This window comes from Microbacterium sp. NPDC055683 (assembly GCF_053617895.1).
Map to the genome: position 1 here is coordinate 1 of NZ_JBSHGQ010000041.1, position 18,620 is coordinate 18,620.

Below are 18,620 nucleotides of genomic sequence, written 5' to 3' on the forward strand. Positions count from 1 at the left end.
CAGGGCCGTCATGGTTGGCGGCGCGGGGCCGCGCGCCGCCTCCGATGACGAGAGGCTACGCCGCCAGGGGTCCCCCCGCTGGGATTCGAACCCAGACTGAAGCGAGTTTAAGTCGCCTGCCTCTGCCGTTGGGCTACGGGGGGGGTGATCTGACGCTACGGCACGGCGAAGGCCGCCACCGACGAGCGGTGACGGCCTTCGGCGCACGGGCCTACTTCGCGGCGGGCGCCTCGACGGGCGCAGCCGCCTCCGCGGGTGCCGTCACCGGGGCGGGAGCGGGCTCCTCGACCTTCGGCTTCGGGCGCGACGCGTACGTCTCGAAGAAGACGCGGGGGGTCTGCGTGGTGCCGAGCTGCACGGTGTCGCGGCCGAGGAAGAAGTTGTGCACCCATCCCCAGATGACGCGCCACTTGCGCTCCCACGACGGCATCGCGAGGCCGTGGTAGCCGCGGTGGGCGACCCACGCGACGAAGCCCTTGAGGGCGATGCTGCCGGACTGGAAGGCGCCGTTGTAGAGCCCGAGACCCGCGACGGCACCGAGGTTCTTGTGGACGTAGTCCACCGGCTGCTCGCCGCGGAGCACCGCCACGAGGTTCTTCGCGAGGCGCTTCGCCTGGCGCACGGCGTGCTGGGCGTTCGGCACGCACATGCCGCCCACGCCGCCGCCCGTGAGATCGGGGACCGCCGAGACGTCGCCCGCCGTCCAGGCGCCCTCGACGACGTTGCCGTCGGCGTCGACGACGCGCAGGTCGGCCTGCGCGCTGATGCGGCCGCGCGCCTCCTTGGGCAGGTCGCCCGCGTTGACGACGACCGGGTTCGCCATGACGCCCGCGGTCCAGATGATGAGGTCGCTGGGGTACTTCTCCCCCGTCGAGACCTCGACGACGCCGTCGACGGCCGACGTCACCTGCGTGTCCAGGTGGACGTAGGCTCCGCGCTTGGCGAGGTCCTTCAGGACCCACTCGCTCGTCTCGAGCGAGACCTCGGGCATGATGCGCCCCATGGCCTCGATGAGGTGGAACTGCGTCTCGTCGAACGAGATCTCGGGGAACTTCTCCAGGAGGGAGTTGGCGAGCGAGCGCAGCTCGGCGAACGTCTCGATGCCCGCGAACCCGCCGCCGACGACGACCGTCGTGAGGAGGCGGGCACGCAGCTCGCTGCCCTTGGGCAGGGCAGACGCCTTCTCGAAGTTGCCGATGAGGGTGTCGCGCACCGCGACGGCCTCCTCGATCGACTTCATGCCGATCGCGTTGTCGGCGATCCCGGGGATCGGGAACGTGCGCGACACCGAGCCGGCGGTCACGACGATGTGGTCGTACTGCAGCTCCCACGGCTCAGCACCCTCGGGCGTGATCGTCGCCGTCTTGTTGGCGTGGTCGATGCCGGTCACCTTGGCGGTGATGAGCTTCGTGCGCGTGAGGTGACGACGGTGCGAGACGACCGCGTGACGCGGCTCGATCGAGCCGGCGGCGACCTCGGGGAGGAAGGGGAGGTACGTCATGTAGGGAAGCGGGTCGACCATGACGACCTCGGCCTCACCCTGTCGAAGGTGCTTCTCGAGCTTCCACGCGGTGTAGAACCCCGCGTATCCACCACCGACGATGAGAATCTTGGGCACGTGAAACTTACTCCTTGAGTTGTGTGCTGCTGGCTACCGCTGCGCGCGCGTCGAACGAACGCGCCTGACCGCAGACACGACGCCGAGCACGACAAGGATACCAGCGGCGCTCAGCGCGAAGAGCGGCAGGGTCACCTCGCGCATGCTGTCGGCCGACGGAAGGAGGGGCGAGCTCGCCTCGCCGGGGGCGTCGGCGGGCGGGATGGCGGGGATCTCCACCGCTTCCGCCGTCGGGGCCGGTTCGGGGCCCGCCTGCGCGCGGCGGTGCAGGGCGATCCACTCCTCGAGGCTCCCGAGGGGATTCTGCGCGACGGTCGCCACGGTGCCGTCGACCGCGGCGGCGGCGTCGACCAGGCCGAACCCGTACTGCGGATCGGGGACCGACTCGACGCCGTCGGGGCGATCCGCCGTGCGGATGATGCGGTTGATGACGTTCGCCGCGTCGAGGTCGGGATGCGCCGCGCGCACGAGCGCGGCGACGCCGGCGACGATGGGGGCGGCGCCGCTCGTGCCGCTCCACTCCACGATCTCGCCCGTCGCCGAGACGCCCAGGAGCTGCTCGCTGGGCGCGGCGACGCCGATCGTGATCCCCTGCGTCGAGGCGCCCACGCTCGCGACGCCTGCCGTGTCGACGCCCGCGACCGCGAGCACGCCGGGGATGGTCGCGGGCGCGCCGACGACCGTCGTGCCGCTCGCGCGGTTGCCGGCGGCGACGACGACGACGACATCGTGCTCGAAGGCGTAGAGGAACGCCTCGTCCCAGCTCTCGTCCCAGTCGAGCGTGTTCGTCGTGAACGACAGGTTCACGACGTCGGCGCCGTTGTCGACGGCCCAGATCATGGCCTCCGCGACCTGTTCGTCGAACGGCACGGCGGCGGATGCGCCGAAGCCGAGCGAGACGGACAGCAGATCGGCCTCCGGCGCGACGCCGATCATCCCCTCGTCCTCGCCCGTGCCGCGGCCGGCGGCGAGCGAGGCGACGTACGAGCCGTGGTTCTGGTCGGTGGCGCCGACGGGCGTGCGGCCGTCGGCCGCGCCCACGCCGGAGACGTCGGTGCCGTCGACGACGGCGCCCTCGAACTCCTGCGGGCCCTTCGCGATCCCGGTGTCGATGACCGCGATCGTGACGCCCTCGCCGCGGGTCGTCTCCCACGCCTCCTCGACGCCGTACTCCTCGAGCCAGTACTCCGCCGCCCGCACGGGATCCTCTGGCTCGGGTGTCGCCGTGGGCGTCGCCGTCGCGGTCGGGGTCGGCGTGGGCGTCGACTCGATGGCGGCAGGCGCCGGCGGGACGGCCGCCGCGGGTGCCGCCGCGATCGCGGCGGAAGGCCCCGCGGCGCCGAGGATCACGACGAGGAGCGCGCCGAGGGGGCGCCTCATGCAGCGGCGCCGGGGTTCTCGCATTCGCAGCGCGCGGGCGACCACGCAGATCGCGCGAGCGCGAGGTCGCCGAGCGGGTTGACGCCGGGGCCCGCTGCGAGCGCGTGGCCGGCCAGGGCGTGCAGGCACTTCACGCGCGTCGGCATGCCGCCCGCTGAGATGCCGGCGATCTCGTCGACCTCGCCGAACTGCGCACGGTCCGCGAGGTACGCGGCGTGCGCGCGGTGATACCCCGCGCGCACCTCGTCGTCCTCCTCGAGGAGCGCCGTGAGCTCCGGCATGACCTGGCCCGCCTCGAGCCGCGACATCTCCGCCGTGGCGGCCGGGTGCGTCAGGTAGTAGAACGTCGGGAACGGCGAGCCGTCGGGCAGCCGGGGCGACGTCGCGACGACCGTCGGGTTGCCGCACACGCATCGCGCGGCGACGCCGACGACGCCACGCGATGGCCGCTGGAGCTGCGTCTCGACGACCTCCAGGTCGACGGGTCGCACGGGCTCGAAGGGAGGTGTCGTCACCTCGCCAGGCTACCCGCCGGTGCTGTCGTCCGGCTGGAAGACGCCGCCGCCGTCGACCGTCTCGTCCTCGGACACGGCCGACTCCGCGAGCCCGCTCGCGACGACCGATCGCAGCAGCTGGCCCATCCAGTCGCCCTCGGTCTCCTCGACCTCGGCGCTGACGGGGTCGGGCTCGCGCGGGAGCTCGCTGTCGTCGAGATCGTCGACGACGAGGTAGTTCACCTCGCCCGGGTACGTGTAGTAGAGGCGCTCGCGCGCCTGCGCGGCGACATAGGCGTCGTCGTTCCAGCGCTCGCGTTCGCGCTCGAGTTCGGCGACCTCGTCGGCGCTCACCTGCACGGCCTCGCGGAGGAACGCGATCCGCTGCTGCTGGGCGAGGTAGGTGCCCGCGGTGGGCACGAGCACGAAGGCGCCGAGGACCACGAGACCGAGCATGACGACGGCGAACCCCGACACGCGGATGCCGCCGAGCCATCCGCGCACGTCGACACGGCGGGTCCCCTTCCCGGAGACGGCGGAAGGGGGAGCCGATGGTCTCTTGGCCATGGCTCCCCCTTCCGTCACACGGGGTCGGTGACCCGCTTACGCCGTGAAGCGCGGGAAGGCGCCGCGGCCGGCGAACGTCGCGCCGGCACCCAGCTCCTCCTCGATGCGCAGAAGCTGATTGTACTTCGCGACCCGGTCGCTGCGAGCGGGCGCGCCGGACTTGATCTGACCGCAGTTGACGGCGACGGCGAGGTCGGCGATCGTCGTGTCCTCGGTCTCACCCGAGCGGTGCGACATCATCGCGGTGTAGCCGTTGCTCTGCGCGAGCGCGACCGCGTCGAGCGTCTCGGTCAGGGTGCCGATCTGGTTCACCTTGACGAGGAGCGAGTTCGCCACGCCCTTCGCGATGCCGTCGGCGAGACGCTGCGGGTTGGTGACGAACAGGTCGTCGCCGACGAGCTGCACCTTGCCGCCGATGCGCTCGGTGAGGGCCTTCCAGCCCTCCCAGTCGTCCTCCGCGAGGGCGTCCTCGATCGTGACGAGGGGGAAGTTCGCGAGCAGGTCCTCGTAGTACGAGGTGAGCTCCTCCGCCGTGAGCTGCTTGCCCTCGAAGTGGTACCGGCCGTCCGCGAAGAACTCCGTCGAGGCGACGTCGAGGCCCACGGCGATGTCGGTCCCGGGGGTGAAGCCGGCCTTCTCGATCGCGGCCATGAGGAAGTCGAGCGCACCGCGGTTGGAGGGGAGGTCGGGCGCGAAACCGCCCTCGTCGCCGAGGCCCGTGGCGTAGCCGCCGGCCTTCAGCTCGCTCTTCAGCACGTGGTACGTCTCGGTGCCCCACCGGAGCGACTCCGCGAACGACTCGGCGCCGAGCGGCACGAGGAAGAACTCCTGCATGTCGACGCCCGTGTCGGCGTGGGCGCCGCCGTTGATGACGTTGAGGGCGGGGACGGGGAGGACGTGCGCGTTGGGTCCGCCGACGTAGCGGAACAGCGGCAGGTCGGCGCTGTCGGCGGCGGCCTTCGCGACCGCGAGGCTGACGCCGAGGATGGCGTTGGCCCCCACGCGCTTCTTGTTGTCGGTGCCGTCGACCTCGATGAGCGCCTGGTCGATGACGCGCTGCTCGCTCGCGTCGAGCCCCTCGATGGCCGGGCCGAGCTCGTCGATGACGGCGTCGACGGCCTTCTGCACGCCCTTGCCTGCGTAGCGGCCCTTGTCGCCGTCACGGAGCTCGTACGCCTCGAAGGCGCCCGTCGATGCGCCGGAGGGGACGGCCGCGCGCTGCACGATGCCGTCGTCGAGGAGCACCTCCACCTCGACGGTCGGGTTGCCTCGCGAGTCGAGAATCTCGCGAGCGCCTACTGCTTCGATCAGTGCCACGGAAGTACTCCTTGTCGGTGGGTGATGCGGGGAGCGACGTCGGTCCGAGCGCCAGTCTATTGCCGTCGCGGCGCGCCCTCAGACGAGCACGGCGATGGCGAGACCATCCCACCCCTTCACGCCCACGGTCTGGATGGCCGTCGCATCGAACCGGGGATCGTCGCCCAGCATCGCGAGACCTGCACGGACGCCCCGGACCTGCGGGTCGTCGGTCGTGTCGTCGACGACGCGACCCGAGCGGCCGACGTTGTCGACGACGACGACGGCGCCCGGCCGTCCGAGCCGCGCCGCCCAGTCGAGGTAGATCGTGTTCGACTCCTTGTCGGCGTCGATGAAGACGAGGTCGAAGGGCTCCCCGCCGTCGAGGGAGGGCAAGACGTCCGCTCCGCGTCCGACCAGGATCTCGATGCGATCGGCGACACCGGCCGCCGCCGCGTTGGCGCGGGCGAGCTCCGCGTTGGCGGGCTCCGCCTCGATCGAGACGACCGCGCCGCCCTCGGGCAGCGCCCGCGCCATCCAGATCGCGGAGTAGCCGGCGAGCGTGCCGATCTCGAGCACGCGGCGCGCACGCGAGATCCGCACGAGCAGGTGGAGGAGCTTCCCCGCGACGGGCGCGACCTCGATCGGGGCGAGATGCGCCGCCTGCTGCGAGGCCAGCGCCGCCTCGAGCGCGGCGTCGTGCCCCACGAGCGTGTCGGCGAGATAGCGGTCGACGGCGGCCCAGTTCTCGGGAGTCGGCTCCGGCATGCCCCCAGCCTGTCCTATCGGACCTGCGCCGCGCCATCCCCCTGCGCGAGCACGTCGCGGCGGAACTGGCCCGCCAGCGCCAGGATGGCCGCCACGACGGCCAGGATTCCCCACGACACGACGCCCAGCGGGCCGACGAGCGCCAGGTCGACATCGGCGCCCGCGGCCGAGAGGACGAGCACGACCCCGGCGGCCGCGTTGAGCGCGCCGTGACCCACGACGGCGGGCCAGACCGACCCCGTGCGCAGGCGGGCCCATCCGAAGAGCACGCCCCACGCGATGCAGCCGCCGATCATGAGCAGGACGCCCGAGACGTCGGTCCGCCCGAAGTTGTAGCCGAGCAGGATGAGCGGGGCATGCCACGCGCCCCACAGCGCCCCCGAGGCGATGAGCGCGGGCCAGATGCCCAGCGGGCGCAGAGCCGGCAGCAGCCATCCGCGCCAGCCGATCTCCTCGCCGAACGCGAACACGCTGTTCACGAGCGCACCGAGCGGGATGGCCGCGAGCTGGGCCGCGACGAGCACGGGCAGCGGCACGAGCGCGGCGTCGACGCCCGCCGCCTCGATCGTCGCGGCGAACCCCGAGAACGAGACGAGGTCGAGCTCGACGAGCCCGAGCGCGCCCGACACGAGCGCCGTCGCCACGACGAGGGCGGGCGGCACGAGGACGGCGGCGACGACGAAGCCGATCGTCCGGCCGACGGGGCGCAGCGGCCACACGCCGAGCGATCGCAGGCGATCCCGGCGCGGCGAGCGCATGGCGAGCACGACGACGAGCGTCGCCGCGAGCGGAGTGGACATCATGCCGGTCGCGACGAGGCCGAGGAAGGGCGACGCTGCGCCGTCGCCGAGCCACAGCGGCAGGGCGACGAGCCACGCGAGCCCCACGGCGACGACCGCGAACACGGCGACGGCGGGCCACGGCACCCGGATGGCGGCGCTCATGCGCGGTCCGTCCGCTCGCCGAGCCCTGCCAGCAGCGCGGCGGCCGTCTCGGCGTCGTCCACCGTCACGGTGAAGACCCGGCCGTTCGTCCTCGTCACGCGCAGCGCCTCCCCGGCGCGCATCACGACGCCCCAGCCCGAGGACATGCCGTACCGCCATCCCCATCCGCCGTACTCCCCCATCGGGTCGACGTACGCGACCTCCGCCGACGCGATCTCGGCGCGCGGGATGCGGACGCGCGGCCATCCGATCGGCGCGCGCACATCGAGTCCGGCCTCGTCGACGCGGACCCGGTAGACGAGGGTCGTCGCGACGAGCGCCGCGACGAGCAGGGCGCAGCCGATCGTGATCCACGTGGCCGTCGACGGGGCGCCGGAGGTCGCGACGTCGGCGATCGCCGTGCCCGCCGAGACGGCGACGAGCACGAGGAGCGCGCCGCCCAGCACGAGAAGACCCGTCCGCGCCATCGTCACGGTCTGCATCCACACCGCCCGCTCGTCCTCGGCCAGACGGAGCGGCTCCGGCGCGGCGGCAGCGGGGCCCTCGTCGGGGAGGTCGGGGACGAGCGCCCACGCCGCCGCGCCGAGCACGATGCCGGCTGCGAAGCCGACGACGACGAGCCAGGTCACGGATCCCGCATCGCGCGCATCCGCGAGACCCACCTGCAGGAGGGTGCTGCCGAAGAGGACGGCCGAGAGCACGCCCACCTCGAACCACACGGCGGCGGCGAGGAGCCGGTGGGTGCGGCCTCGGGACGTGCGCATCTGCGCGAGCCCGATGCCGCCGAGGAGGGCCGTCACCCCACCTCCCGCCGCGAGGGTGAGGAGCGGGACGACCGCGGCCGGCGTGAAGCCGTCGGGGCCTCCCGTGAGTCCCCAGTGCGTCGCGAGCGGATCGGGAAGCAGCGGCAGCAGCGCCGCCTGCGTCGCCGCCAGCGCCACGAAGACGGCGAGCGGGACGAGGAGCCCGATCCACCGGAACCGGCGGATGGCGCGGGCCCTGTCGGGCGAGCGGTCGGTCGTCATCGTTCCTCCTCGGATCGTGCGCGGATCAGGTCCGCGCGTCCCTCACGAGCCCCGCGAGGACATCCCGGGGGATGCCGAGGGCCTCGGCTCGCGCCGTCAGGGCGCGGATGTCGTCGTGCAGCTCGGACATGCGCTCGGCGGCGTCGGTGATGACGGCGCCGCGTCCGGGACGCATGTCGACGAGACCCTCGTCGCGCAGCTGCTGGTAGGCGTGCAGCACGGTGTGCAGGTTCACCCCCAGCGCCGACGCCACCTGCTTCGCGGCGGGCAGCCGGTCGCCCTGGCGGGTGCGACCCGCGACGACGTCCGCGCGGATGGACGCCGCCAGCTGCGCGAAGACGGGTTCCTCGCGCATCGGGTCGATGCGGATCAGCATGTAGTTATTCTAGCGCAACTAGAACAATATCCTCGTCGTTCGTCGGCCATCTCCCGGACACCCGCGGCTCGTACACTTCCCGCATGACGACCCAGCCCGCGCTCGCGCGCAGACTCGGCCTCGGCGACGCCGCCGCGATCGGACTCGGATCGATGATCGGGGCGGGCGTCTTCTCGGCGTTCGCGCCCGCCGCGGCAGCCGCAGGGCCGTGGCTGCTCGCGGGCCTCGCGATCGCCGCCATCGTCGCGCTGTGCAACGCGACGTCGTCGGCCCAGCTCGCGGCCGTCCATCCCGTCGCGGGCGGCACGTACGCGTACGGCCGCGCCGAGCTCGGGGCGTGGTGGGGGTACCTCGCGGGATGGTGCTTCGTCATCGGCAAGATCGCCAGCTGCGCCGCGATGGCGCTCGTCTTCGCCGCGTACGCCGCCCCCGCCGGCGGGGAGCGCCCCGTCGCGATCGCCGTCGTCGCGCTGCTCGCCGGCGTCAACCTGCTCGGCGTGACGCGCACGGCGCTCGCGACGAAGATCATCGTCGCGGTCGTGCTCGCCTGCCTCGCGGTCGCCGTCGCGGCCGGGTTCGTGAGCCCCGCCTCACCCGCCGCGGTCGTCGCGACGGGTGCCGACCCCTACGGCGTGCTGCAGGCCGCCGGTCTGCTGTTCTTCGCGTTCGCCGGCTACGCGCGTATCGCGACCATGGGCGAGGAGGTGCGCGACCCCGCCCGCACCATCCCGCGGGCCATCCTGCTCGCCTTCGCGCTCGCCGTCGCCGTGTACGCCCTCGTCGGCACGTCGCTGCTGCGTGCGCTCGGCCCCGACGGCCTCGCCGCCTCGTCGGCTCCCCTCGCCGACGCGGTCGATGCGGCCGGATGGGCGTGGGCGCAGCCCGTCGTCCGCGTCGGCGCGGCGGCCGCGGCGCTCGGGGCGCTGCTCGCGCTCATCGCGGGAATCGGCCGTACGACCCTCGCGATGGCGCGCGAGGCCGACCTTCCGCCCTTCCTGTCTGCGGTGCACCCCCGCACGCACGTTCCCCACCGCGCCGAGATCGCGGTCGCGCTCGTCGTCATCGGCATCGTCGCGTTCGCCGACCTGCGCGGCGCCATCGGCTTCTCGTCGTTCGGCGTGCTGCTCTACTACCTCGTCGCGAACCTCGCCGCCTGGCGGCAGCGCCCGTCGGTGCGCCGCTATCCGCGCGCGATGCAGGCGGTCGGCGCCGCCGGCTGCGTCGTGCTCGCCGCGTCCCTGCCCTGGCAGAGCGTCGTCGCGGGCGTCGCCGTCGTCGTCATCGGCGTCGCCTTCCGCGGCATCCGCCTCCTCCTCGAGCGCCGCGCCACCGTCGCGGAGGAGTGACCCCTGCCCCGCCCCTGCCTGCGCCCTGCCCGCCGAAAGCCCATCCGCGTGCCGAGAGCACACCGGATTCGCCGTAACCGGGTGTGCTCTCGTCCAACGGATATCCGTTGGACGAGAAAGGGGCGAAAAGAAGGGCGGGGTCAGCTCAGGGGCTTGAGAGCCAGCGAGTCGCGGGAGGCGCCGGCCGACACCGTCGCGAAGGCCGTGTAGCCGTCGGCGGCCGCCCGCTCCAGGAGCGCCTTGAGGTTCTTCGTCCGCTGCTCGAGCCGCACGCGCGACCCCTCCGCGACGAGCTGCGCCTTCAGCGCAAGGAGCTCCGCGACGGGTGCATCGCGATCGTGCACGAGGACGACCGCGGCCGCCGCCTCCGCGTCGGCGAGCGCGACGAGGTCCACGATGCGCTCGAAGCCGATCGAGAAGCCGACCGCCGGCACGTCCTGGCCGAGGAAGCGTCCGATCATCCCGTCGTAGCGGCCTCCGCCGCCGAGCGAGTAGGGCGCCGACGGGTGCGCGATCTCGTAGATGGTGCCCGTGTAGTAGCCCATGCCGCGCACGAGGAAGGGGTCGAAGGCGAGCGGGAGCTCCGCTCCCGCCGCGCCCGCGCCGCGCGCCGCCCCGACCGCCTCGCCGATGCCGACGAGGTGCGCGACGATGTCGTCGTCCACGCCCTCCGGCAGCGCCCGACGGATCTGCGCCTCCCCGAACGGCAGGTGCTCGCGCGTCTGCGGGCGCGTGAGGAACGCCTCGAGGGCGGAGGCGGCGGCATCCGACGCCCCCCGCTCGCGCAGCTCGGCGACGACGCCCGACGGGCCGATCTTGTCGAGCTTGTCGATCGTGATGAGCACGCCGGGGCGCTCGTCCGCCGGGAATCCGAACACGTCGAGCATGGCGTCGAGTGCGCGGCGGTCGTTGATGCGGACGGTCGCGCCCTCCAGGCCCAGCGCGTCGAGCGCGTCGAGCGTCGCGGCGATGAGCTCGGCCTCGGCGCGCGCCGACGCGTCGCCCATGATGTCGATATCGCACTGCACGAACTGCCGGTAGCGGCCCTTCTGCGGCCGCTCGGCGCGCCACACCGGCGCGATCTGCACGGAGCGGAACACGGTCGGGAGCTCGGCGCGGTGGCTCGCGTAGAAGCGCGCCAGCGGCACCGTGAGGTCGTACCGCAGCCCGAGGTCGCTCAGCTGCGCGGTGTCGTCCGCCGCCGCGTACACGGCATCGGCGTCGAGACCGCGCTTGAGCACGTTGAAGGCGAGCTTCTCGTTGTCGCCGCCGACGCCCGCATGCAGCCGGTCGTACTCCTCCATGACGGGCGTCTCGATCTCGTCGAACCCGTGCGCGCGGTAGCGCTCGCGGATGACGGCGAGCACTCGCTCGCGACGGGCCTTGTCAGCGGGGAGGAAGTCGCGCATGCCGCGCGGCGGGTTCACGGAAGCCATAGCGCCCCCATTCTCCCATGACGCGTCAGGGCGCCTCGGCCTCGCGGATGGCGTCCGCGACATCGCGGACGGCCGTGCGGAGGGCGCGCTCCGCGTCCCAACCCCGGGCCCTCGCCACCGCGACGAGCCCGAGCAGCGTGTCGCCGAGCTCCTCCTCCGACTCCGGGAGCACGCCGGGCTCGGCCGCGGCGACCGACTCCGCGAGCTCGAGCCCCACGCCCACCTGCTCGCCCTTGCCGAGCACCTTCTGGGCGAGGGCGAGGGCCGGCATCGCGGGCGAGACGCCGTCGAGCACCGACGAGCGCGCGCTCTTCTCCCGCGCCTTCGCGGCGTTCCACAGCTCGAGCACGCGCTCGGGGGTCTCTGCGGTCTCGTCTGCGAAGACGTGCGGATGGCGGCGGATCATCTTCTCGGACAGCCCCCGCGCGACGTCGTCGATGCCGAACGGGTCGACGTCGCTGTGCGCGGCGACCTCGGCGTGGAAGAGCACCTGCCAGAGGAGGTCGCCGAGTTCCTCGCGCAGCTCGGCCCGGTCGCCGCGCTCGACGGCGTCGACGAGCTCGGCCGACTCCTCGACGAGGTAGGGCACGAGGCGCTCGTGCGTCATGGTCTGCGACCACACGCACCGCTCGTGCACCTGCCGCATCACGTCGGCGGCCCGCTTCAGCTCATCCCCTGGTGCGCTCACGCGTCCATCCTCTCCCGTCACGAGATCTGCGCGAGCCGCCGGTGGTGGCGGGCGCGCCACGAGACGAGCACGCCCGAGAGCACGAGCGCGATCGCCGAGCCGCCGAGCACGCCCAGCACCGCCTCGTCGCGCAGCAGCGCGTCGTCGGCGAAGGCGAGGCCGGCGAGCAGCAGCGACACCGTGAACCCGATGCCGCCGAGCGCCCCGGCCGCGACGAGATCGGGCACCCGGATCTCGGGCGCCGTGCCGCGCGGGCGGATGAGCATGGCGAGCCAGCCGAACAGCACGATGCCGACGATCTTGCCGAGCGGGAGGCCGATGAGGATGCCCCACAGCGCCGGCGACAGCTCGTCGGGCGACACCTGCGGGATGACCACGAGCGCCGAGAAGAACGCGAAGACGGGAAGGACGAGCCCGTTGATCCACGGCTCCAGAACGTGCCGCGCGCGCATGCCCTCCCCCTGCCGGACGGCGAGGCCGAGCAGCACGCCCGCGATCGTCGCGTGCACGCCCGACTGGTAGACGAGAACCCATGCGGCGAGCGCGACGACGATCATGAGCGGCACGAGCACGACCTTCGAGCGGTCGCCGACGAGGCGGCTCAGCACGGCGAACACCACGACGAGCACGATGCCGAGGGCGAGGCTGCCGAGGTCGACGTCGGTCGCGAACAGCACCGCGATGAACACGATGCCGACGATGTCGTCGATGATCGCGAGCGCGAGGAGGAAGACGCGCACGGTCGACGGCAGCCCCTTCCCGAACACGGCGAGCACGCCGAGCGCGAACGCGATGTCGGTCGCCGTGGGGATGGGCCATCCGTCGCGCGTCTCGGGAGCCCCCGCGACGAGCAGGTAGATCGCGATCGGCACGATCACGCCGCCGGCGGCCGCGATCGCCGGCTTCACCGCCCGCGCGACGCTGTTCAGCTGGCCGCGCGTGAGCTCGTACTGCAGCTCGACGGCCACCCCGAAGAAGAAGATCGCGAGCAGGAAGTCGGCGACCCAGTGCGCGATCGACAGGTCGAGCGCCGTGCCGGGCACGCCGAGGTGCGCGTGGCTGAACGAGATCACGGCATCGCCCACGGGGCTGTTCGCCGCGACGAGGCCGAGCGCGGCGGCGCCCAGCAGGAGGAAGGCGGGGAAGCGCTCGGAGCGCAGGAGACCGATCATGGGGACCTCTCGGGTTCATGTGACGGGACGCGTCTCGCGCCCGCCGCCGACCAGACTTCCCGGCACACCGTCCTCCACCCTACCGGGCGGCCGGCGCCTCCTTCGGCGGCAGCGGGAAGATCGCGTCGAGCAGCTGCGCGACCCAGGCGAGCAGCCCCGCGTCGCCCAGCGGCTCTCCGTCGACGACGGGCAGCGGGACGACCATCGCCTCGCCGCCGCTGAGGATCTTGGCTCCCGGGTGGAGCCGCTGCAGGCGCACCTTGACCGAGTCGGGCAGATGCGCGGGCGCGACGCGGAGGTTGCGCCCCATCGCGACGACGTCGGCGAGCCCCGCCTGCGCCGCGCGCCGTCGGAGCCGGGCGACCGCGACGAGACCGTCGACCTCGGGCGGCGTGGGGCCGTAGCGGTCGACGAGCTCCTCGACGACGAGGTCGATCGCGTCGTCCCTCGCCGTCGCGGCGGCCGCGGCGGAGAGCTTCTGGTACGCCTCGAGCCGCAGCCGCTCGCTGTCGATGTACGTCTCGGGGAGCCGCGCCTCGACGGGCAGCTCGAGCCGCAGCTCGGTCGGCCCGTCGGCCTCCTCGCCGCGGAAGGTCGCCACCGCCTCGCCGATCATGCGGAGGTACAGGTCGAACCCGACGCCCGCGATGTGCCCCGCCTGCTCGGCGCCCAGCAGGTTGCCGGCTCCGCGCAGCTCGAGGTCCTTCATGGCGACCTGGATGCCGCTGCCGAGGTCGTTGTGCACGGCGATCGTCTCGAGGCGGTCGGCCGCCGTCTCCGACAGCGGCTTGCCCTCGTCGTAGACGAAGTACGCGTAGGCGCGCTCGCGCCCGCGGCCCACGCGTCCGCGCAGCTGGTGCAGCTGCGCGAGCCCGTACTTGTCGGCGCGGTCGATGATGATCGTGTTCGCGTTGGCGATGTCGATGCCGGTCTCGATGATCGTCGTGCAGACGAGCACGTCGAACTTCCGCTCCCAGAAGTCGTCGACGACCTGCTCGAGCTGGTTCTCGCTCATCTTGCCGTGCGCGACGGCGATGCGCGCGTCGGGCACGAGCTCGGCGAGGTGCGCCGCGACGCGCTGGATGGACTGGACGCGGTTGTGCACGAAGAAGATCTGGCCCTCGCGCAGCATCTCGCGCCGGATGGCCGCCGCGATCTGCTTGTCGTTGTTCGGCCCGACGTACGACAGGATCGGATGGCGGTCCTCGGGCGGCGTCGCGAGGGTCGACATCTCGCGGATGCCCGTCACCGCCATCTCGAGCGTGCGCGGGATGGGCGTGGCGCTCATCGCGAGGATGTCGACGTTGGTCTTGAGCTTCTTGAGCGCGTCCTTGTGCTCGACGCCGAAGCGCTGCTCCTCGTCGACGATCATGAGGCCGAGATCCTTGAACCGCACCGCCTCGGTGAGGATGCGGTGGGTCCCGATGACCATGTCGACCGTGCCGTCCTGCAGCCCCTGGATGGTCTCGCGCGCCTCCTTGTCGGTCTGGAAGCGCGACAGCGCGCGCACCTTGACGGGGAAGCCGGCGAAGCGGTCCTGGAACGTCTCGATGTGCTGCTTGACGAGGAGGGTGGTCGGGACGAGCATGGCGACCTGCTTGCCGTCCTGGATGGCCTTGAACGCCGCCCGCACGGCGACCTCGGTCTTGCCGAACCCCACGTCGCCCGACAGCAGCCGGTCCATGGGGATGGGCCGCTCCATGTCGCGCTTGACCTCGTCGATCGTCTGCAGCTGGTCGGGCGTCTCCGCGAACGGGAACGCCTCCTCGAGCTCGCGCTGCCACGGGGTGTCGGGTCCGAAGGCGTGCCCCTTCGCAGCCATCCGCGCGGAGTAGAGCTTCACGAGCTCGACGGCGATGTCGCGGACGGCCTTGCGCGCCTTGCTCTTCGCGGCCGCCCAGTCGCTGCCGCCCATCTTCGACAGCACGGGCGCCTCGCCGCCGACGTACTTCGAGAGCAGGTCGAGCTGGTCGGTGGGCACGTACAGCTTGTCGCCGGGGCGGCCGCGCTTCGAGGGCGCGTACTCCAGCACGAGGTAGTCGCGCGTCGTCTTGACGGCGTTGCGGCCGCCGCTGGAGACCTCGCGCTGCGCCATCTCGACGAAGCGGCCGATGCCGTGCGTGGCATGCACGACGACCTCGCCGGGCTTCAGCTGCAGCGGGTCGACGACGTTGCGGCGCCGCGAGGCGAGCTTCTTCACGCCGCGCGACTCGCCGCCGATCGACCGTCCGTAGAACTCGCTCTCCGTGAAGACCGCGAGGCGGGCGCCCTCCACCTCGAATCCGCGTTCCACGTCGGCGCGGACGAGCGTCGCGACGCCGGCCTCGGGCGGGGCGTCGATCGCGTCGACGATCCGTGCGGCGACCCCGCGCTCCGACAGCACGTCGCGCGCGCGCTCGACGAGCCCCGTTCCCGACGCGGCGACGACGACGCGCCATCCGTCCCTCACGAGGTCGGCGATGTGCGCCGTCGCTCCGTCGACGTTCCCCTGGAAGGCGGGCGCGGCCGAGGCGCGCACGCGGACGGCCCCGCCCGGATCGGGCACGACGACGGCGTCGTCGTCGTCGAGCGCCGCGAGCTCGGCGGCGATCTCCGCGGCGCCGGAGTCGAACGGGCTGAGCGACCACCACACCCCGCCGGCTGCCCGCACGTCGTCGCGCAGCGCCGAGATCGACAGGAAGTCGCCGGCCTCCAGGTCGATGGGGGCCGCACCCCCGCTTGTCGCGGCGCTCCAGGCCGCCTCCAGGAACTCCCGGTTCGTCTCCCCCAGCGTCAGCGCGCGCGAGACCGCCCGCTCCGGATCGACGAGGGCGACGGCCGACCCGCGCGGGAGGTACGCCACGAGCGACTCCAGCGGGCCCGACAGCACGGGGATGAGCGACTCCATGCCCTCCACGGGGATGCCCTCGGCCATCCGCTCGAGCATCTGGCCGATCCCCGGGTGCTCGTGCTGCAGCTCCCGCGCGCGCTGGCGCACGTCGGGCGTGAGCAGCAGCTCGCGGCTCGGCATGAGCTCGACCTGCGGCACGTCGCCGGGCAGCGAGCGCTGGTCGGCGACCGAGAACGCGCGGATCTGGTCGACCTCGTCGCCGAACAGCTCGACGCGGTACGGGTGGTCGGCGACGGGCGGGAAGACGTCGAGGATGCCGCCGCGCACGGCGAACTCGCCGCGGCGCGAGACCATGTCGACGCGGTGGTAGGCGAGCTCGACGAGCCGCTCGACGATGCCGTCGAGGTCGTGCCCGCGGGCGCCCGCCCGCAGCTCGATCGGCGCGACGTCGCCGAGTCCGCGCGCGAGCGGCTGGATGGCCGCGCGGATGGACGCCGTCACGACGAGCGGCCGGTCCGCGCCCTCCGCGATCCGCCGCAGCGTCGCGAGCCGCCGCCCGACCGTCTCGGCGCTCGGGCTGAGCCGCTCGTGCGGCAGCGTCTCCCACGCGGGGAAGTCGCGCACCTCCGCCTCGGGGAGGACGCAGGCGAGCGCGGCGGCGAGGCTCTCCGCCCTGCGCCCCGTGGGCGCGACGGCGAGCAGGACGGGTGGATGGCCTGCCTCGCGCCGTCGCCGCAGGAGCGCCGCGAGCAGCGGCGCGTCGAGCCCGTCGACGAGCGAGAGATCGGCGTCGACGGCCGCGCTCGCGAGCGCGTCGCCGAACGACTCGTCCTGTTCCAGAGCACTCACGATCCCCTGCACAGTCACCGGAGAAGTCTATGCGGGCTGTAGGACACGGCGCCGCCGCTTCCTAGGATGGGAGCATGAGCGCCGACCAGTCCTCGCCGTCCCCCGATGCCGGCGGGTACCCGCCGCGCCCGCCGCTCCCTCCGCACACGCCGCCGGGCGACGCCCCGTACGCCGCCCAGCCGCCGTACGGCCAGCAGGCCCCGTACGGCGAGCAGACCCCGTACTCGACCCCTCCGTCGTCTTCTGAGGGTGTCGTCCCGGGAGTGCAGCAGTCCGGCGCCTACGTCTATCCCCCGACCGCGCCGTACGCGCCGCAGGTCGACGCGCGCTACGGCACGATGCTGGCGGCGCCGCAGGCGGCACCCGCCTCGAAGGCGGCCGGACGCGTCGCGCTGCTCCTCTCCCTCCTCTCGCTCATCGGAGGAGCGGTGGTCCTCGCCGTGTGCCTGTTCCTCGTGGGCGTGCAGTCCGAGCGCAGCGGGTTCCTCGAGACGGCCGCCGCCGAGGATCCCGACTGGACGCTCCTCGCACCCGTGCGCGACGCCGTGATGACGGCCGAGATCACGTGGTGGGTGGCGACGGCGCTCGGCATCTGGGCGCTCGTGCAAGGCATCGTCGCGATCGCCCGGCGGCGCGGACGCGGCGCGGGGATCGCCGCCGTCGTCATCGCCGTGCTCGCGCCGATCGTCGTCGGCACGATCGCCTTCATCGGTTTCGCGGCCGGGCTCGCGGGCGGCACGGGCGTCTGACCGTGTCGTACGCGTCGCCGCCTCCCGCGTATCCCGTCCGCGCTCCCCGGCCGCCCGCCCCGACGGGCCTCGGCGTCGTCGCCCTCGCGGCCGCCGTCGCGGGCGTCGTGATCGGCTCGGTCGCCGTCTACGCCGGCGCGCAGGGCTTCGCGGACATCGGCGGCCTCGTCGACGAGACGGGCGACATCCCCGACGAATCGGCCGGCGCGTTCCTGTCGGTCTTCCTGCGGGCCTTCGGATGGCTCGGCGCCGGGTTCGCGCTGTGGGGTCTGCTCGCGACGTGGGGACTCGTGCAGGGCATCGTCGCCATCGTCCTCCACCGCGGGCGCGGCGCCGGCATCGCGGCGCTCGTCGTCGCCGTGCTCGGCTTCTTCGTCGTGATGGCGTTCTTCGCGATCGGGATGACCGCCGGACTCGGGTCGCTCGTGCCCGACGCCGTGGACGCCGCCGTCGCCTGACGCCGTGCGCGGGTCAGCGCGGGGCGTGGAAGCGCTGCTGCGCCGAGACGAGGCCGTCCTCGACGACCCGCTCCACCGCGTCGGCGGCGTCCGACACGAGGATCGGCAGCGTCGCGCGCTCCGCGGCGCCGAACGCGTCGAGCACCCAGTCGGCGGGGTCCTGGCGCCCGGGCGGCCGGCCGATCCCGACCCTGACGCGCACGAAGTCGGGCGTGGCGAGCGCCTTGGCGATGTCGCGCACTCCGTTGTGTCCGCCGTGCCCGCCGCCCGACTTGAGCTTGATGGTGTCGAAGGGGATGTCGAGCTCGTCGTGCACGACGATGACGCGATCCGCGCCCAGGCCGTAGAACTTCGCGAGGTTGACCGTCGGCCCGCCCGACACGTTCATGTAGCTGTTGAGCTTGGCGAGGACCAGCTTGGCGCCGCCGGGGCTCAGCCACCCCTCGGCGACGCGCGCGTTCGCCTTGTGCGGTCGGAACGCCGCCGAGCGTCGCGACGCGAGCTCGTCCACCACCATCTGCCCGATGTTGTGCCGGGTCCGCTCGTACCGCGGTCCGGGGTTTCCGAGCCCGACCACGAGCCAGGTGTCCGCCATGTTCCGTCCTCCTCGAGACGACGCGAGGG

The 18,620-nt window shown here is 73.1% G+C and carries 17 protein-coding genes and 1 tRNA gene; 3 read left to right on the top strand and 15 right to left on the bottom strand.

The features are described 5' to 3' along the window. Nucleotides 1-70 precede the first annotated feature (70 nt). The 10 genes from ACWGPF_RS14210 to ACWGPF_RS14255 all read right to left on the bottom strand — a co-directional run bounded on the left by ACWGPF_RS14210 (nucleotide 71) and on the right by ACWGPF_RS14255 (nucleotide 8,468). A tRNA-Leu gene (locus ACWGPF_RS14210) sits at nucleotides 71-143 on the bottom strand. A 68-nt stretch (nucleotides 144-211) separates the two neighbouring features. Beyond that, the gene (locus ACWGPF_RS14215; protein ID WP_452333411.1) at nucleotides 212-1,618 is read right to left on the bottom strand and encodes an NAD(P)/FAD-dependent oxidoreductase; all 1,407 of its coding nucleotides are present in this window, start codon (nucleotides 1,616-1,618) and stop codon (nucleotides 212-214) included. 33 nt (nucleotides 1,619-1,651) lie between these two features. Then, a complete protein-coding gene (locus ACWGPF_RS14220) occupies nucleotides 1,652-2,998 on the bottom strand; it encodes a S8 family serine peptidase (protein ID WP_452333412.1) in 1,347 nt (448 codons plus the stop codon). Next, nucleotides 2,995-3,513 (bottom strand): DUF501 domain-containing protein, encoded by a 519-nt coding sequence (locus tag ACWGPF_RS14225; protein ID WP_452333413.1) that lies wholly within the window; start codon nucleotides 3,511-3,513, stop codon nucleotides 2,995-2,997. The genes ACWGPF_RS14220 and ACWGPF_RS14225 overlap by 4 nt, the downstream gene beginning before the upstream one ends. Before the next feature lie 9 nt (nucleotides 3,514-3,522). Then, on the bottom strand, nucleotides 3,523-4,059 hold the full coding sequence (locus ACWGPF_RS14230) for an FtsB family cell division protein (RefSeq protein WP_452333414.1): 537 nt from the start codon (nucleotides 4,057-4,059) through the stop codon (nucleotides 3,523-3,525). 36 nt (nucleotides 4,060-4,095) lie between these two features. After that, nucleotides 4,096-5,376, bottom strand: coding sequence for a phosphopyruvate hydratase (gene eno / locus ACWGPF_RS14235; RefSeq protein ID WP_452333415.1), 1,281 nt, complete (start codon nucleotides 5,374-5,376; stop codon nucleotides 4,096-4,098). Nucleotides 5,377-5,454: 78 nt separating this feature from the next. Next, nucleotides 5,455-6,123: an O-methyltransferase gene (locus tag ACWGPF_RS14240; protein WP_452333416.1), complete on the bottom strand. Its 669-nt coding sequence runs from the start codon at nucleotides 6,121-6,123 to the stop codon at nucleotides 5,455-5,457. 14 nt (nucleotides 6,124-6,137) lie between these two features. Further along, nucleotides 6,138-7,067: a CPBP family intramembrane glutamic endopeptidase gene (locus ACWGPF_RS14245; RefSeq protein ID WP_452333417.1), complete on the bottom strand. Its 930-nt coding sequence runs from the start codon at nucleotides 7,065-7,067 to the stop codon at nucleotides 6,138-6,140. Continuing rightward, nucleotides 7,064-8,092 (bottom strand): DUF1648 domain-containing protein, encoded by a 1,029-nt coding sequence (locus tag ACWGPF_RS14250; RefSeq protein ID WP_452333418.1) that lies wholly within the window; start codon nucleotides 8,090-8,092, stop codon nucleotides 7,064-7,066. The genes ACWGPF_RS14245 and ACWGPF_RS14250 overlap by 4 nt, the downstream gene beginning before the upstream one ends. Before the next feature lie 25 nt (nucleotides 8,093-8,117). Then, entirely contained in the window at nucleotides 8,118-8,468 is a 351-nt protein-coding gene (locus ACWGPF_RS14255; RefSeq protein WP_452333419.1) for a GntR family transcriptional regulator, read from the bottom strand. Nucleotides 8,469-8,551: 83 nt separating this feature from the next. On the opposite strand from ACWGPF_RS14255, the gene ACWGPF_RS14260 reads away from it, so the two are divergent. After that, a complete protein-coding gene (locus ACWGPF_RS14260) occupies nucleotides 8,552-9,814 on the top strand; it encodes an APC family permease (RefSeq protein ID WP_452333420.1) in 1,263 nt (420 codons plus the stop codon). 140 nt (nucleotides 9,815-9,954) lie between these two features. Here the strand turns inward: ACWGPF_RS14260 and hisS are convergent, their stop codons facing one another. From hisS to mfd, 4 genes are all read right to left on the bottom strand, one after another. Then, nucleotides 9,955-11,250, bottom strand: a complete 1,296-nt coding sequence (hisS, locus tag ACWGPF_RS14265) for a histidine--tRNA ligase (RefSeq protein ID WP_452333421.1) — start codon at nucleotides 11,248-11,250, stop codon at nucleotides 9,955-9,957. Between the two features lie 25 nt (nucleotides 11,251-11,275). Further along, nucleotides 11,276-11,896 (bottom strand): MazG family protein, encoded by a 621-nt coding sequence (locus ACWGPF_RS14270; RefSeq protein ID WP_452333438.1) that lies wholly within the window; start codon nucleotides 11,894-11,896, stop codon nucleotides 11,276-11,278. A gap of 59 nt (nucleotides 11,897-11,955) precedes the next feature. Further along, a complete protein-coding gene (locus ACWGPF_RS14275) occupies nucleotides 11,956-13,110 on the bottom strand; it encodes a Na+/H+ antiporter NhaA (protein WP_452333422.1) in 1,155 nt (384 codons plus the stop codon). A 79-nt stretch (nucleotides 13,111-13,189) separates the two neighbouring features. Next, the gene (gene mfd, locus ACWGPF_RS14280; protein WP_452333423.1) at nucleotides 13,190-16,807 is read right to left on the bottom strand and encodes a transcription-repair coupling factor; all 3,618 of its coding nucleotides are present in this window, start codon (nucleotides 16,805-16,807) and stop codon (nucleotides 13,190-13,192) included. Between the two features lie 56 nt (nucleotides 16,808-16,863). Here mfd and ACWGPF_RS14285 point away from each other — a divergent pair, with 56 nt between their 5' ends. Next, nucleotides 16,864-17,538: a hypothetical protein gene (locus ACWGPF_RS14285; protein WP_452333424.1), complete on the top strand. Its 675-nt coding sequence runs from the start codon at nucleotides 16,864-16,866 to the stop codon at nucleotides 17,536-17,538. 2 nt (nucleotides 17,539-17,540) lie between these two features. Continuing rightward, on the top strand, nucleotides 17,541-17,996 hold the full coding sequence (locus ACWGPF_RS14290; RefSeq protein WP_452333425.1) for a hypothetical protein: 456 nt from the start codon (nucleotides 17,541-17,543) through the stop codon (nucleotides 17,994-17,996). 13 nt (nucleotides 17,997-18,009) lie between these two features. On the opposite strand, the gene pth is transcribed toward ACWGPF_RS14290, so the two are convergent. Then, a complete protein-coding gene (gene pth / locus ACWGPF_RS14295) occupies nucleotides 18,010-18,591 on the bottom strand; it encodes an aminoacyl-tRNA hydrolase (protein ID WP_345436455.1) in 582 nt (193 codons plus the stop codon). Nucleotides 18,592-18,620 lie beyond the last annotated feature (29 nt).